At 59.3% G+C, this 14,596-nt stretch carries 13 protein-coding genes and 1 other annotated feature (1 of these 14 cut by a window edge); of the genes, 3 read left to right on the forward strand and 10 right to left on the reverse strand.

Annotated elements, in window-relative coordinates; translation table 11 throughout:
• Positions 1-144, reverse strand: a binding site (T-box leader); it reaches 99 nt to the left of the window's first position.
• A gap of 39 nt (positions 145-183) precedes the next feature.
• The 10 genes from NI20_RS0107920 to NI20_RS0107965 form a co-directional block, all read right to left on the reverse strand.
• The gene (locus NI20_RS0107920; protein WP_033120874.1) at positions 184-1,131 is read right to left on the reverse strand and encodes a M28 family peptidase; all 948 of its coding nucleotides are present in this window, start codon (positions 1,129-1,131) and stop codon (positions 184-186) included.
• A gap of 64 nt (positions 1,132-1,195) precedes the next feature.
• The gene (recN, locus tag NI20_RS0107925) at positions 1,196-2,881 is read right to left on the reverse strand and encodes a DNA repair protein RecN (protein WP_033120875.1); all 1,686 of its coding nucleotides are present in this window, start codon (positions 2,879-2,881) and stop codon (positions 1,196-1,198) included.
• A 27-nt stretch (positions 2,882-2,908) separates the two neighbouring features.
• On the reverse strand, positions 2,909-3,376 hold the full coding sequence (locus NI20_RS0107930) for an arginine repressor (protein ID WP_033120876.1): 468 nt from the start codon (positions 3,374-3,376) through the stop codon (positions 2,909-2,911).
• Positions 3,366-4,247 (reverse strand): NAD(+)/NADH kinase, encoded by an 882-nt coding sequence (locus NI20_RS0107935; protein WP_033120877.1) that lies wholly within the window; start codon positions 4,245-4,247, stop codon positions 3,366-3,368. Before NI20_RS0107935 ends, NI20_RS0107930 begins: the two co-directional genes overlap by 11 nt.
• Entirely contained in the window at positions 4,241-5,065 is an 825-nt protein-coding gene (locus NI20_RS0107940; protein ID WP_033120878.1) for a TlyA family RNA methyltransferase, read from the reverse strand. Before NI20_RS0107940 ends, NI20_RS0107935 begins: the two co-directional genes overlap by 7 nt.
• Positions 5,062-6,909, reverse strand: a complete 1,848-nt coding sequence (dxs, locus tag NI20_RS0107945; protein ID WP_033120879.1) for a 1-deoxy-D-xylulose-5-phosphate synthase — start codon at positions 6,907-6,909, stop codon at positions 5,062-5,064. Before dxs ends, NI20_RS0107940 begins: the two co-directional genes overlap by 4 nt.
• Positions 6,910-6,923: 14 nt before the next feature.
• Positions 6,924-7,490 (reverse strand): DUF21 domain-containing protein, encoded by a 567-nt coding sequence (locus tag NI20_RS0107950; protein WP_033120880.1) that lies wholly within the window; start codon positions 7,488-7,490, stop codon positions 6,924-6,926.
• Between the two features lie 852 nt (positions 7,491-8,342).
• Positions 8,343-9,260 (reverse strand): translation elongation factor Ts, encoded by a 918-nt coding sequence (gene tsf, locus NI20_RS0107955; protein ID WP_033120881.1) that lies wholly within the window; start codon positions 9,258-9,260, stop codon positions 8,343-8,345.
• Between the two features lie 94 nt (positions 9,261-9,354).
• A complete protein-coding gene (rpsB, locus tag NI20_RS0107960) occupies positions 9,355-10,080 on the reverse strand; it encodes a 30S ribosomal protein S2 (RefSeq protein ID WP_033120882.1) in 726 nt (241 codons plus the stop codon).
• 341 nt (positions 10,081-10,421) lie between these two features.
• Entirely contained in the window at positions 10,422-10,712 is a 291-nt protein-coding gene (locus NI20_RS0107965; RefSeq protein ID WP_033120883.1) for a YlmC/YmxH family sporulation protein, read from the reverse strand.
• A gap of 123 nt (positions 10,713-10,835) precedes the next feature.
• Between NI20_RS0107965 and gltS the strand changes: the two genes are divergently transcribed.
• From gltS to NI20_RS0107980, 3 genes are all read left to right on the forward strand, one after another.
• Positions 10,836-12,029 (forward strand): sodium/glutamate symporter, encoded by a 1,194-nt coding sequence (gene gltS / locus NI20_RS0107970; protein ID WP_033120884.1) that lies wholly within the window; start codon positions 10,836-10,838, stop codon positions 12,027-12,029.
• A 132-nt stretch (positions 12,030-12,161) separates the two neighbouring features.
• Positions 12,162-12,932, forward strand: coding sequence for an RNA polymerase sporulation sigma factor SigG (sigG, locus tag NI20_RS0107975; protein ID WP_033120885.1), 771 nt, complete (start codon positions 12,162-12,164; stop codon positions 12,930-12,932).
• A 147-nt stretch (positions 12,933-13,079) separates the two neighbouring features.
• A complete protein-coding gene (locus tag NI20_RS0107980) occupies positions 13,080-14,450 on the forward strand; it encodes an NAD(P)/FAD-dependent oxidoreductase (protein WP_033120886.1) in 1,371 nt (456 codons plus the stop codon).
• Positions 14,451-14,596 lie beyond the last annotated feature (146 nt).

The raw sequence follows: 14,596 nt of genomic DNA on the forward strand, positions 1-14,596 counted from the left end.
GCTCCCGGGGCGCGCCTACTGGAAAACTTTCGTTCGGGCGCCGGCTCCGCGGTGTATTTCGGCACGTTTCCTCTCCTTCTTGCACCGGCCGAAGGCTCTCTGCGCAGGAAATCGCTGCTTACTTCTCCGCTTCATCACCGTAAACGCGGATATTGTAACGTAAAGAATCGGTCTTGTCAAGTATCAAGTATTCTGCGGATTGTAATACATCACGAGCTTGCACAGCCCGTCGCACAGAAGCGACAGATTTTCCTCGTCGATCTCCTCTGTTTTCCGCGGCAGGATACAGCGGCCAAAGCCCTTGACCTTTTTGCACGCACAGATGACCGTGCCGCCCATGAACGCGCGGTTGTCCGAGGGATAGTGAACAAGTCCGTCGGTCTTCAAAAAGCAGGTCTTTCTCTCGCTGTTGCTGAACTGCTCAAGGATCGTATCGAGCAGCTTGTCGTTCCAGCGGCTCGCCTTGCCCGGCAAAATCAGCAGCTCATCGCCCTCACCCACGCAGTCAAGCACGACGACACTCTTCTTTTTGAGCTCGGGATGCGCATGAATCAGGCGCTTGGCGCCCTTGCTCCCCTGTGTGCCACCGTCGAGGAACAAGAAGCACACCTCGCCGCGGTAGCGCGGCGTCAGCGCCTTTGCGACCTCGAGCAGTGCGATGACGCCGGAGGTGTTGGCATTTTTGTTGTTCGTCTCACTCTTGCCATATTTGGGGTAAAAGAGCGTCACGGCCAGCAGCAACAAAAAGAGCGGCAGCGTCATATTCGGCATGTTGAGCGCGAACGTCACGCCGAACGAAATAAGGAAGCTCACCGCCAGCGCCAGCAGCGGTATCAGCGCCTCGTAGAGCATATACGTCGCCGGTCGCGTCGGGCAAATGAGCGGCGGCAGGACCTCGCGCACGCCGGTGTCGTAGTGCGCCGCGAGAACGATCTTTGCCTTCTCGATGTCGCCGACGACCACATTCGTCACATTGCCGCCCGCCGAGAGCGCCGACGTCCCGCTCTCGAGCTTCGGCGAATAGCCGAGCTCCTTGAGTGTGTAGACAAGCCAGGTGCGGAAGTCCACTTTTTCTTTTTCCTTGCGCCGCACCGGAAAATCCCGCTCGATGCGCTCAGCAAATTCGTTCATCTAATGTTCCTTTCTTCGAAAAAGCGCCGCATCGCGGCGCTTTTCTCTGACATGTGATTTTGCTTTACAGTAGTTGATTTTTAAAGTTCTCCGCCGCGCAGAGCAGTTCCTCAGCTCCTAAGAGCATCGTCTCGCTCGGGTGGTCTCCCCCGCTTAGGCGGGCGATCTCGCCGCGGCGCGCCGCGCGGTCGAGCGCGACGACCTTTGTGAGCGTGCGGCCGTTTTCCTCTCCCTTTTCCACGCCGAAGTGCGTGTCGGCCATCGCCGCGAGCTGCGGCAGATGCGTCACGCACAGCACTTGCCGTGTGCGCGAGAGCTTGGCGAGCTTTTCCGCCACGCGCTGGGCAGCCCTGCCCGAAACGCCGGTGTCGACCTCGTCGAACACCATCGTCATCACGCTGTCCTGCTCGGCCAGCACGTTTTTGAGTGCCAGCATGATGCGCGACAGCTCGCCGCCGGACGCGATCTTCTGGATGGGGCGCAGCGCCTCGCCCACATTGGCGGACATCAAAAACGCCACGGCGTCCACACCGTCCTCGCCCATGTCCTTTTCCTGAAAGTGGATGGCAAAGCGGAGCTTCGGCATATCGAGCTCGCGCAGTTCCCGGGAAATACGCTCCTCAAGCTCCTTTGCCGCCGTGTGACGGCGGTCGGAGAGGGCCTGCGCCGCTTCGCGCGCAGCCTTTTCCTGCTTTTTGAGCGTCTGCTCGAGCTGCTGCGCACGGTCGTCTGCATACTCGATGCGGTCCAATTCCTCACGCGATTTTTCAAGATATGCAAGCATCTCCTCGACGCTTGAGCCGTACTTCTTTTTCAGCCGGTAAAGCTGGTCGCAGCGCGACTCCACGGCGTCGAGCTCCTGCGGAGAAAAGTCGTATTCATCCTTCTTATCGCGGATCGTTTCGGCAAGGTCATACGCTTCACAGCGCAGCGCTTCCAAGCGCTCCGAGAGCGTGATGAATTCATCGCCGAGGCTGCGGAGCGAACGCAGCGCATCCTCCGCCTCCTTGATAGCGGACACCGCGCCAAGGCCCTCGTCCCCACCGTTCAGACAGGCGTCCGCCTCGGAGATGGCGGAAATGAACTTTTCGCCGTTGCGCAGAATATTGCGGCGGGCAAGGAGCGTCTCCTCCTCCCCCTCCTGCAAGTCCGCGCGCTCGAGCTCGCCAATCTGATGGTGCAGCATGTCGACACGGCGCGCTTTTTCGGCCTCGTCCATCTTGAGCGCGTCGATCGCGCGGCGCGTCTCTTTCATCACGTCATAGCGCGTACAGTACGCTGCCAGCTCATTTTCCACGCGGCCAAAGCGGTCGAGGTAGACAAGGTGCTGCTCTTCGTCAAGTAACTGCTGTCCGTCGTGCTGGCCGTGGATATTGAGCAAGCTCGCGCCGATACGCTTGAGCTGCGCGACCATCACTGGCCGTCCGCCCACGCGGCAGACGTTTTTGCCGTCACCGTACAGCTCGCGCTGCAATAAAAGCGTTCCGTCCTCCTCCGGCGTAAAGCCGTTTTCGGCGAGTCCCGGCAAATCTGCCGGGACCGCGCTGAACGTCGCGCTGACAAACGCCTTCTCCGCGCCCGTGCGGATGAGCTCGCGCGACGTGCGCTGGCCGAGCACCGCACCGAGCGCATCGATCACGATGGATTTGCCCGCGCCGGTCTCGCCGGTGAGCGCGTTGAACCCGCGGCCGAACAGAATGTCCGCCCGCTCAATGATGGCGATATTTTCAATGTGCAAAAGCTCAAGCATCGCTCATTCTCCTGCAAGATTTTGTGCTTACTTGGTCTGGCGCTGTCTCTGCATGTCCTCGATCTCCGAGCAGAACTCGGCGGCGGACTCGTTTTCGCGCATCACGATCAGCACGGTGTCGTCACCCGCGACGGTGCCGACCTTGGCGGAGATATCCATCCCGTCAAACGCCGCGCCGGCCGCGGGGCCGAGGCCCGCCATCGTCTTGATGAGCACCAGATTCTGCGCGCAGTCGACCGAAACGATGCTCTCGCGCAGGATGGTCTGCAGGCGGTCAGCCAGATTCAGGCGCATCTTCTGCGTCGAAACGGCGTAGCGGTAGGTGCCGTTGCCGGTCGGCTCCTTAATTAAGTGGAGCTGCTTGATATCGCGGGAGATGGTCGCCTGCGTGCAGGAGATCCCCTCCTTGCGCAGGCTGTCGATCAACTGCTCCTGCGTTTCGATCGCCGAAGCGGCAATGATCGCAAGGATCTTTTCCTGTCTTTCATTCTTCATTGCTGGTTCCTCCCATCAACATTTTCTTTTGTAAGATCTCGCAGAAACTGCGTTTGCTCAGTCGAACGAGCTTGGTGTCGAATTTCGAGCGGCGCACTTCAATACTGTCGCCGCTGCGCAGTGAGAATGCGCGCCCGCCGTCCACGCTCAAAAGGACGGGTTTGTAGCTGTTTTTTTCCGTCTGCACAGTGATGACCCGCTCGGGCGAGAGCACGTAGGCATTGGCATGCACGCTGTGCGCGCAGATGGGCGAAACAATGAAGTTCCGCGCCGTCGGCTCGACCACAGGGCCGCCCGCCGAGAGCGAGTAGGCCGTCGAGCCCGTCGGGCTCGCGACGATCACGCCGTCGCCCGCCACGTCCACGAGCTTTCCCTGCTCGGTGAAGATTTGCAGCCGGATCACGCGCGAGATGTTGCCGCGCGCGATGAGCGCTTCGTTGAGCGCAAGGTTCGAGTAAATAACACGCCCGTCGCGCTGAACGCTCACGTCGAGCATCATGTGGCTCTCGATCTCATACTTTCCGTCACACAGGTCGCGCAAGCGCAAAAGGTCTTTGCTCTCAAGCTCGGCCATGAAGCCGAGGCTGCCGAGGTTGACGCCCAGCACCGGAATGTCGCGGTGCGCGGCGGTTTTGGAAAGGTGCAGGATCGTACCGTCGCCGCCAAACGCGATGATCATGTCCGCACCGCGGATCTCCTGCTGAAGCGGCTCAATGTTGAGCCCGTAGCCCTCCGGCGGCTCCTGATTGCGAAACGGCAGGCACACGACATTCGGGCAGCCAACCTCGTCGAGCACGCGCTTGGCCTCCTTCGCGACGCGAAGCTGCGCGTCGCGGTAGGGATTCGGGCATAAGATGACTTTTCTCAGCATCCCGCGCCCTCCTTCCCGTGGTCGAGCGCCGCGTGTGAATGCTCCACAAGACACTGGAGGTCAAACGTCTTCTCCACCCAATCGCCGCTTTCGAGATACCCGAGGTATTCGATGTTCCCCTCAGGTCCGCGAATAGGAGAGAATGTGATATCAAGCACTGTAAAGCCAGAATCCTTTGCATGTGTCAGGAAGTTTTCCAGTACCTCAAGGTGTACGTCCGGGTCGCGGACGACGCCCTTTTTCCCCACCTTTTCGCGTCCCGCCTCAAACTGGGGCTTGATGAGGCAGGCGACATGTCCGCCCTCTTTTAAGACGCGGTGCACCGCAGGCAGGATCAATTTCAGCGAAATAAACGACACGTCGATGCTGGCAAAATCCAGCTCGTCAGGAATCTGGTCGCGGTCGAGATAGCGCGCGTTCGTGCGTTCCATGCACACAACGCGCTCGTCGGAGCGGAGCTTCCAGTCGAGCTGGCCGTAGCCGACGTCGACGGCGTAGACCTTTGTTGCGCCGTTTTGCAGCATACAGTCGGTAAAGCCGCCGGTCGAGGCGCCGATATCGGCGCAGACGCAGCCGTCCAGCTTGAGGCCGAACGTCGTCATCGCCTTTTCGAGCTTGAGGCCGCCGCGGCTCACATATCGGAGCGTGTTGCCGCGCACCTCGATCTGCGCGTCGTTCGGCACGGCAGTGCCCGCCTTATCCACGCGCTGCCCGTCCACAAAGACGAGCCCGCTCATGATCATCGCCTGCGCGCGCTGGCGGGTCTGTTCCAGCCCGCGTTCAACGAGCAGCAAGTCCAGTCTTGTTTTATTGCTCATCGCAGCACCTCCGCAGCCTTTTTTGCCAGCGATTCCGCGTCCAGCCCGAACTCGCGGTACAGCTCCTCCACCGTTCCCTGCGCAGGAAACGCCTTGCCGAGGTTGCACAGCTCCAGCCGCTCGGGCGAAATTTTGTTCCAGCCCAGAATGGCCGCCATGCGCTGGCCCATGCAGCCGACGCCCGCGCACTCCTCGGCGACCAGCATCGCCTTTGTTTTGCCGATGACCTCGCGCATGTCGCGGTCATAGAGCGGCGAGATGGCGTTGATCTTCACAACGCGTGCCTCGATGCCCTGCTCGTGCAGGATTTCCGCCGCGTCGAGCACATTGTTGATCATCGTGCCGTAGGCGCAGAGGGTAATGTCCGCCCCCTCGCGCAGCACGACAAGGTTCTGCCGCCCGCTGTCTTCCTTATAATTTCCCTCGCCGCCGCGCGGATAGCGGATGGCGACGGGGCCTTTGATCTCGTTCACCGCACGGTCAAGCATCGTGCGCAGCTCCGCAAAGTTCGACGGACACAGCACCGTCATATTCGGAATTTCCGAGAGGAATGTCGCATCGAAAATGCCGTGATGCGTCTCTCCGTCCGCGCCGACCATGCCCGCGCGGTCGACCGCGAAGACAACATGCAGGTCGGAGAGCGCCGTGTCGTGGATGAGCTGGTCGTAGGCGCGCTGCAAAAAGCTCGAATAGATCGCCACGACCGGCGTGAGCCCCTGCTTGGCCATGCCCGCGGCCATCGCCACGGCATGTCCCTCGGCGATGCCGACGTCAAAAAAGCGCACGGGATACTGCTCGGAAAAATCGTGCAGGCCCGTACCGTCGCGCATTGCGGCGGTGATAGCGCAGATCGTTTCGTCATTTTTTGCGAGCCTACAGAGTTCGTCGCCGAACACCGCGGAAAAATCTCGCTTATGCTCGCGCGGCACGCCCATCCGCGGGTCGAATTTGCCGACACCGTGATAGCGCTCCGGCTCGCGCTCGGCGGGCGGGTAGCCCTTGCCCTTTTTCGTGTGCACATGCACCAGCACCGGACAGTTCAAGTCCTTCGCCCATTTGAGCGTGTTGGTGAGCTGCCCCACGTCGTGTCCGTTCACGGGGCCGAGGTAGGTAAAGCCCATGTCCTCGAACATCGTCGAATTCGGCAGCAGCGCCTTTTTGACATTCGTTTTCAGATGATGGTTAAAATCATACACTGCGCGGCCGACCGCGTTGCGGTCGAGCAGGTCGCGATAGGCTTTTTTGAATTCATAGTACGCAGGCTTCGAGCGCAAAAGTCCCAGATGCTCGCTCACCGCGCCGACATTGCCGTCGATCGACATGCCGTTGTCGTTCAGAATCACGATGAGCGGCTCGCCGGACGAACCCGCGTTGTTAAGTCCCTCGTAGGCGAGGCCGCCGGAGAGCGCGCCGTCGCCGATCAGCGCCAGTACGGAATAATCCTGATGCTGCAGCGTCCGCGCCCGCGCCATGCCGAGCGCGACGGAGACGGAGTTGGAGGCATGTCCCGCGATAAAGGCGTCATGCCCGCTCTCGCGCGGCTTGGGAAAGCCCGAGAGGCCGCCGTACTGGCGCAGAGACGAAAACTGCTCGCGCCGGCCGGTCAAAATTTTATGGGTGTAGCACTGATGCCCCACGTCGAACACCAGCCGGTCTCGCGACGTGTCGAACACGCGGTGGATGGCCACCGTCAGCTCAACCGCGCCGAGGTTCGAGGCCAGATGCCCGCCCGTTTTCGACACATTTTTCAGCAAAAATTCACGCAGCTCCGTACATAAAAGCTGCGTTTGCGAGTCGTTCAGGGCCTTGATGTCCCGGGGATCATGGATGGTTTCAAGAATCAATACGGTTTCCTTCTTTATCTGACAAGATGCAGCACCGACAGCACCTTCGCCGTCAGGTAGATGACATCCTTGCTCTTTTTCATGGCGACCTTTTTGCCGATGGCCTTGCCGCCGATCGTCAATCCGGAAATGAGCGCCGTGACCACGGTGGATACGACGATACTGCGCCAGCCGAAGCTGTTTTGCAGCAGCACGACGATGACCGTCGCGGTCGAGCCGCTGACGATGCCGCAGATGTCACCGACCACATCGTTGCAGAACGAGGCGACCTTTTCCGCGTTGCGGATAAGGTACAGCGCCTCCTTCGCGCCCTTGACACGGTGCGCGGCCATCGAATTGAACGGCTTGGGATTCGCCGCCGTCACGGCGACGCCGATGATATCGAACATGATGCCCAGCGCAATGAACAGCAGCAGGATCAGCGTTGCAGTCACATAGCCCGCATCCTCAAGCACCGCGCCCGAGCACAGGCTCATCGAGGCGGAAAGCGCCACAGCGATCAAAAACACACGGATGACCCAGCGCGCGTGGCTGGGCGTCTTTTCCGTTTTCTTCTGCTTTCGGTCTTCTTCGTTTTCCAAGGCTTTCTTCTCCACAGTTATTTCATAATCATGCTAATCAGCGGCAGCAGCAAAAGGTAATCCTGCGGCATAGGTCGGGTTGGCTTTCCCCGCAGCGCACCTCTCGTTGCCGATGGAGGCGGTTCCCCCTTAGGCGCTGCACCCCGTTGTTACCAGACGAGGTACCCGATTGCCACTTAGTCCGCACTGTAACCCTTTCGCTGCCCTTGCGACAGCCTAGGTGATTTCCACCCCGGAGTCACGCCGTTTCTTATCCTCTTTTGCAGGAAAAATTTCAAGGAGCGATCGTACCTCGCTCTTGGCCGGAGTCTGTACGTTGTTCTCCTATCCGAATTCCCCACGCAAGGCAGGCTACGCTGCACACAGCGTTCGCGGCACAAAGGCCGGGTAGCACCGCAATGCAGGTTCATATCCCGTCCCGTACCGAAGTCGATACCCGAAACCGGGAGTCCGCTCCGGCACAGCAACGAGTCTCCGCAGAAACAGGGTCGGTTCCCCCATGCCATTAGGGGTCGCCCGGAGTCCGCAGGCGCAGCTTTCGCTTTCGCCTCCCTTCAGCACCCACCCCAAACTGGGCGTAAGAAGCAGGCACCAAAGGCTTCACAGTTGTGCCCTTTAAAGGATTTTTAGGCCCTTCTTAGGAAACGGCAGCTCCGACTAGGATACTGCGCCGCTGCTTAGCATTGCCTATTATACACCAGTCAAAATGAATATGCAAGATATACACAATAATATTCACCTTAGGAAATTGTAAATTTTTTATTTCGCAGAAAATTCTGTCTGCTGCGCGGAAACAAAAAAGAGGTCCGGCCTTCGCCGAACCTCTTTTCATCATATTTTGTAATTTGGAAATTACTTGTTGCCGTTGACCATGGAAGCGATCTCAGCCGCAAAGTTCTCCTGCTTCTTCTCGATGCCCTCGCCCTTCTCGAAGCGAACGGCGGTGTTGAAGCTGACCTTGCCGCCCAGCGCCTTGGCAGCGTTGTTCATATACTGCTCGACAGAGACGTCGCCGTCCTTGACGAAGGCCTGCTGAAGCAGGCAGTTCTCGGCATAGAACTTGTTGAGCTTGCCCATGACGATCTTTTCCTTGACCTGATCGGGCTTGTTCGCCATCTTCGGGTCGTTGGCCATCTGGCCGAGCATGACTTCCTTCTCCTCGTCCAGAACGTCCTGCGTGACCTGACTCTTGTCCCAGAAGCGGGGGTTGAGCGCGGCGATCTGCATGGCGATGTCCTTGCCGATCTCGGTGGCGTCGCAGCCCTCGACGGTCAGGTTGACGATAACGCCGATCTTGCCTTTCATGTGGACATAGGGGACGGAGAAGCCGTCAGCGATGCGGGCGAAGCGACGGATGCTCATGTTCTCGCGGATGGCGAGGAACAGCTCGTCCTTCGCATCCTTGACGGTGCCGTTGCCGGTGACCCAGGGGCAGCCCATGAGCGCGTCGACGTCAGCGGGGTTCTCCTTGGCGACGACAGCAGCCACGCCCTTGACAAAGTTGTTGAACGGCTCGCCGTTGGCGACGAAGTCGGTCTCGCAGTTGACCTCGACCACAACACCGACACCGTCGATGACGGTGGCGTAAGCCATGCCCTCAGCAGCCACGCGGCTGGCCTTCTTCGCCTGAGAGGCGAGGCCCTTTTCGCGCAGATACATGACGGCCTTTTCCATATCGCCCTCGCACTCGATGAGGGCCTTCTTGCAGTCCATCAGGCCGCAGCCGGTGGCCTGGCGGAGCTCGTTAACAACAGCAGCAGTGATAGCCATTCTGATATCCTCCTGAAAAATAGTGTAGTAAAAATGAGACGGGGCGAGGCTTTGCCTCGCCCCGTAAGGTTCTTTTCTCGCTTGATTGGGAAAATCAGGCCTGAGCCTCGCCCTCGGCCTTCTCCTCGGTCTCTTCGCCCTGCTTGCCCTCGATCATGGCGTTGGCCATCACGGAGGAGATGAGCTTAATGGCACGGATGGCGTCATCGTTGCCGGGGATGGGGTAGTCGATCTCATCGGGATCGCAGTTGGTATCGGCGATGGCGACGACGGGGATGCCGAGCTTGTGCGCCTCGGCGATGGCGTTGCGCTCCTTGCGGGTGTCGACGATGAACAGCGCGCCGGGGAGCTTCTTCATTTCCTTCACGCCGCCGAGGTACTTCTCGAGCTTCTCGATCTCGGCGAGGTGCTTCATGACTTCCTTCTTGGGAAGCATATCGAACGTGCCGTCAGCCTGCATGGTCTTGAGCTGGTTGAGACGGTCCACGCGGGTGCGCATGGTCTTGAAGTTGGTCATCATACCGCCGAGCCAGCGAGCGTTGACATAGTAGCCGCCGCAGCGGGAAGCCTCTTCCTTGATAGCCTCCTGCGCCTGCTTCTTCGTGCCGACGAACAGGATGTTCTGGCCGCTCTCAGAGACGGAACGGACGAAGTTGTAGGCTTCCTCGAGCTTCTTGACGGTCTTCTGCAGGTCGATGATGTAGATGCCGTTGCGCTCGGTGTAGATGTAGGGAGCCATTTTGGGGTTCCAGCGACGGGTCTGATGGCCGAAGTGGACGCCTGCTTCGAGCAGGGCTTTCATGGATACGACGTTTGCCATTGCTTGTAGTTTCTCCTTCAAATTTAGTTTTACCTCTGGAGCCTTCATCCCTCCTGCCAACCTGATGGCACAGACAAGAAGTCCGGTCTCCATGCGGAATACCCGGGTATTATACCCCGCTATTTTCAAAATTGCAAGCACTTTTTGAAAAATCCTCTGTTTTTCCCGTTTTCTTTTCCTTTTGCCGCCTTTCCCGCGTCGTTTTCCCGCGCTCTTGCACCCAGAAGTTGTCATTTTCCTTTTTTAATAATGTCTTTCTAAAATTTAGGCTTGCAAAAATGTCGAAAATCCTTATAATATGATAAGTCTGCTATTGGGGGACTTTTCGTCCGCCGCCCTTTTCAGTACCGGCGGCGGCGCGTGCGGTGCTCTCTGCGTGGGATCTCCTGGCGCGGAAAGGGCTTGTCAATGAGAATGATATCGTCCCCGATCTGCTTGATACACTCCCATGGGATGCAGTATTCCTCTCCCCGGCCGAACAGCCCGAAAAAACGGTACGGCCCGGGAATGATGAGTGCGGTGAGCTGCCCGTCCGGCAGCCTGCATTCCACGTCGCCCACATAGCCCAGGCGGCAGCCGTCGCAGATGTTGATGACCTCCTTGCAGCGGAAGTCGGCAAAGCGGCAGTTCATGCGCATCCCCTCCTGTTCCCTTTCATTGTATTTCCGGAACAGGAAGTCCTATCCCTCGCATTTCCCGCGACTTCTCTCCGGGCTATGCCGGAGAGAAAATTTTTTCTACGGAGGTTCCCCCACATGACAGAGATCCAGCTCAATATGTACCATGCCCTCGCGCTTGGCGCCGCCATGTACGCCCTCGGCCTGGTGCTGACGAAGAAGATCCCCGTGTTCAGCCGCTTCTGCATCCCCGCTCCCCTGGTCGGCGGTCTGTGCTTCGCGATCCTCAACACCATCCTCTATGCCACGGGCACGGCGGTCATCACCTTTGACGACACACTGCAAACGGTCTTTATGGTCTTCTTCTTCACGACCGTCGGCTTCACTGTGTCCATCCCGATGCTGCTCAAGAGTGGCAAATCCGTCATCATGCTCCTTATTTTGAGCGTTGTGATGATCATTTTGCAGAATGTCGTCGGCAGCGGCGTGATGGCGCTGATGGGCAAAGATCCGCTCTACGGTCTCGCCTGCGGCTCTATCGCGATGATTGGCGGCCCCGGCACGGCGGCGGGTATTGGTCCTGACCTTGACGCGGCCGGTGCCATCGGCGGCACGACGGTCGCCGTCGCGGCGGCGACGTTCGGCCTCATCTTCGGCTCGCTCCTCGGCGGCCCGATCGCCCGCAAGCTCATCGTCAAGAACCACCTGCGCGACGAGCTCGCAGAGCAGACGGTGGAAGAGGATGTCGACGACACGCATTACAACACCCACGCCAATAACTTTGTCTACGGTTTCCTGCTGCTGATGTTCTGCGCCGGCGTCGGCAACGTCGTCAGCGTTCTGCTCACGAACCTCTGCGGCTTCAGCTTCCCCATTTACATTGGTTCGATGCTCGTGGCCGTCGTCATCCGCAACGTGATCGACCACTTCAAGATCATGGAGTTCCCCGCCGCCGAGATCAGCACGATGGGCAACATGTTCCTCGCGATTTTCCTCTCGATGGCACTCTCGGGCCTCAAGCTCTGGCAGCTCGTCGATCTGGCGCTGCCGATGATCGTCGCCCTCGCCGCCGAGGTGCTGCTGATGGTCGTCTTCTCGCTACTGGTCGTCTTCCCGGTCATGGGCCGCGATTACGACGCCGCGATGATCACCGCCGGCTTCATCGGCTTCGGCATGGGCGCCACGTCCAACGCCATGGCCAACATGCAGGCCGTTTCCCGCCGCTACGGTCCCTCTCCCTCGGCCTACTTCGTCATCCCGATGGTCGGCGGCCTCTTCAACGACTTCTTCAACGCTGCGATCATTGCATTCTGTATCGGTCTTCTTGCGTGAGAACCGTTTGAGGGCGCAAAGTCCATCGAAGCGCGCCGAACGATAAAAAATATCCCCGCCTCCCGTTTCGTATGTTTCCGCCGCGTGCGGACATACTGAAAGCACTATGCACGGGAGGCGGGGATTCTTTTTATGCTTGGCAAGGTGGAGATCTGCGGCGTGAACACGACGAAGCTGCCGACGCTGACCGCCGCGGAGACGGACGCGCTGCTTCATCGCGCAAAGGACGGCGACGCAGCCGCGCGCGAAAAGCTCGTCGAGGGCAATCTGCGGCTGGTGCTGTCGGTCATCCAGCGCTTTTCCGGCCGAGGGGAAAACGCGGACGACCTCTTTCAGGTCGGCTGCGTGGGGCTACTAAAGGCCATCGACAACTTCGACACTTCGCAGAATGTTCGTTTTTCCACCTACGGCGTGCCGATGATCATCGGCGAGATCCGGCGGTATCTGCGCGACAACAGCTCCATTCGCGTCAGCCGCTCGATGCGCGACACGGCCTACCGCGTCTTACAAGCGCGTGAAAAGCTCCAGCGCGAGCAGCAGCGCGAGCCCACGGTCGAGCAGATCGCGCGCGAGCTCGGCATCCGGCACGAGGAGGTCGTCTTCGCCATGGACGCCGTATGCGACCCCGTATCGCTCTTTGAGCCCATCTACTCCGACGGCGGCGACGCCGTGTGCGTCATGGATCAGGTGCGCGACACCAAGAACACCGACGAGGACTGGCTCGAGCAGATCGCGCTCAAAGAGGCCATGGCGCGCCTGAGCGAGCGCGAGCGCCAGATCCTCGCCCTGCGCTACTCCGACGGCAAAACACAGATGGAGGTCTCAAGCGAGATTGGCATCTCGCAGGCGCAGGTCTCGCGCCTTGAGAAAAACGCCATCAAGAGCATCAAGAAGAATATGTAGACTCAGGCAAAAAGGAGCGGAAACGTTTTCGCTCCTTTTTCCGTTTCTTCTCTTGACTTTATCCGCCATTTTATTACAATATAGTATGTATTTTTGCGCCGGTGGGATGCTCCTCCGGCAAATCCGGATCAAACGGAGGTTCCTTCCATGCATTACAACGTCATCATCATTGGCGGCGGCCCCGGCGGCATCTTCTCCGCCTACGAGCTGACAAAGGATCGCAGCGACCTGCGCGTCGCCGTGTTCGAGGCCGGTCACAGCCTTGAAAAGCGCCACTGCCCCATCGACGGCGACAAGGTCAAGTCCTGCATCCGCTGCAAGAGCTGCTCGATCATGAGCGGTTTCGGCGGCGCGGGCGCATTTTCCGACGGCAAATACAACATCACCAACGACTTCGGCGGCACGCTGCACGAGTACATCGGCAAAAAGCAGGCGCTCGACCTCATGCACTATGTCGACGAGATCAACATGGCCTACGGCGGCGAGGGCACGAAGCTCTACTCCACCGCCGGCACGAAGTTCAAAAAGCTCTGCATCCAGAATAAGCTCAACCTGCTCGACGCCTCCGTCCGCCATCTCGGCACGGACGTGAACCTCGTCGTGCTCTCGAACCTCTATGACCTGCTCAAGGACAAGGTCGACTTCTACTTCGATTCTCCCGTCACCACCATCGCCCGCGAGGGCGAAGGCTACCGTGTCACCGTCGGCGAGACGGACTACACCTGCGACAAGTGCATCGTCTCCGTCGGCCGCGTCGGCAGCAAGTGGATGGAGGGCGTGTGCCAGGAGCTCAAGATCCCCACGAAGTCGAACCGCGTCGATATCGGTGTGCGCGTGGAGATCCCCGCCGTCGTCTTCTCCCACCTGACCGACGAGCTCTACGAGAGCAAGATCGTCTACCGCACGGAAAAGTTCGAGGACAACGTCCGCACGTTCTGCATGAACCCCAACGGCATCGTCGTCAACGAGAACACGAACGGCATCGTCACGGTCAACGGCCACAGCTATGAGGATAAGTCCCTCCAGACCGAGAACACGAACTTCGCGCTTCTCGTCGCCAAGCACTTCTCCGAGCCGTTCAAGGATTCCAACGGCTACGGCGAGTCCATCGCGCGCCTGTCCAACATGCTCGGCGGCGGCGTCATTGTTCAGCGCTTCGGCGATCTCGTCCGCGGCCGCCGCAGCACGGTCAAGCGCATCGAAGAAGGCCTCGTCACGCCGACGCTCGCGGCGACCCCCGGTGATCTGAGCCTTGTGCTGCCCAAGCGCATTCTGGACGGCATCATCGAGATGATCTACGCGCTCGACAAGATCGCGCCAGGCACCGCAAACGACGATACGCTCCTCTACGGCGTGGAGGTCAAGTTCTACAACATGGAGGTCGCGCTCGACGAGCACCTTGAAACGCCGTACAAGGGGCTCTATGTCATCGGCGACGGCAGCGGCATTACGCATTCGCTGTCGCACGCATCGGCGAGCGGTGTTTATGTTGCCAGAGAGATTCTGGAAACGGTTTAATTTTCTGCTTTGCAGAAGTTGAAATGTTCCCTGCACCGTGCAGGGGACTCGTGGAAAAGGGGGTATTCTCTCACGTGAGAGAATACCCCCTTTTGATCCCCCAAGAGAACGGCAGGGGCGTTTCGATCTCGCCCCTGCACCCCTAA

Source organism: Oscillibacter sp. ER4 (assembly GCF_000765235.1).
Lineage (GTDB): Bacteria > Bacillota > Clostridia > Oscillospirales > Oscillospiraceae > Hominicoprocola > Hominicoprocola fusiformis.

Excerpts from the sequence above, each read along its gene's own strand:
- NI20_RS0107930 (WP_033120876.1), bottom strand. The coding sequence starts at position 3,376 with ATGAAGAATGAAAGACAGGAAAAGATCCTTGCGATCATTGCCGCTTCG.
- tsf (WP_033120881.1), bottom strand. The coding sequence starts at position 9,260 with ATGGCTATCACTGCTGCTGTTGTTAACGAGCTCCGCCAGGCCACCGGC.
- rpsB (WP_033120882.1), bottom strand. The coding sequence starts at position 10,080 with ATGGCAAACGTCGTATCCATGAAAGCCCTGCTCGAAGCAGGCGTCCAC.
- NI20_RS0107940 (WP_033120878.1), bottom strand. The coding sequence starts at position 5,065 with ATGAGCAATAAAACAAGACTGGACTTGCTGCTCGTTGAACGCGGGCTG.
- NI20_RS0107935 (WP_033120877.1), bottom strand. The coding sequence starts at position 4,247 with ATGCTGAGAAAAGTCATCTTATGCCCGAATCCCTACCGCGACGCGCAG.
- NI20_RS0107965 (WP_033120883.1), bottom strand. The coding sequence starts at position 10,712 with ATGAACTGCCGCTTTGCCGACTTCCGCTGCAAGGAGGTCATCAACATC.
- sigG (WP_033120885.1), top strand. The coding sequence starts at position 12,162 with ATGCTTGGCAAGGTGGAGATCTGCGGCGTGAACACGACGAAGCTGCCG.
- gltS (WP_033120884.1), top strand. The coding sequence starts at position 10,836 with ATGACAGAGATCCAGCTCAATATGTACCATGCCCTCGCGCTTGGCGCC.
- recN (WP_033120875.1), bottom strand. The coding sequence starts at position 2,881 with ATGCTTGAGCTTTTGCACATTGAAAATATCGCCATCATTGAGCGGGCG.
- NI20_RS0107920 (WP_033120874.1), bottom strand. The coding sequence starts at position 1,131 with ATGAACGAATTTGCTGAGCGCATCGAGCGGGATTTTCCGGTGCGGCGC.
- NI20_RS0107980 (WP_033120886.1), top strand. The coding sequence starts at position 13,080 with ATGCATTACAACGTCATCATCATTGGCGGCGGCCCCGGCGGCATCTTC.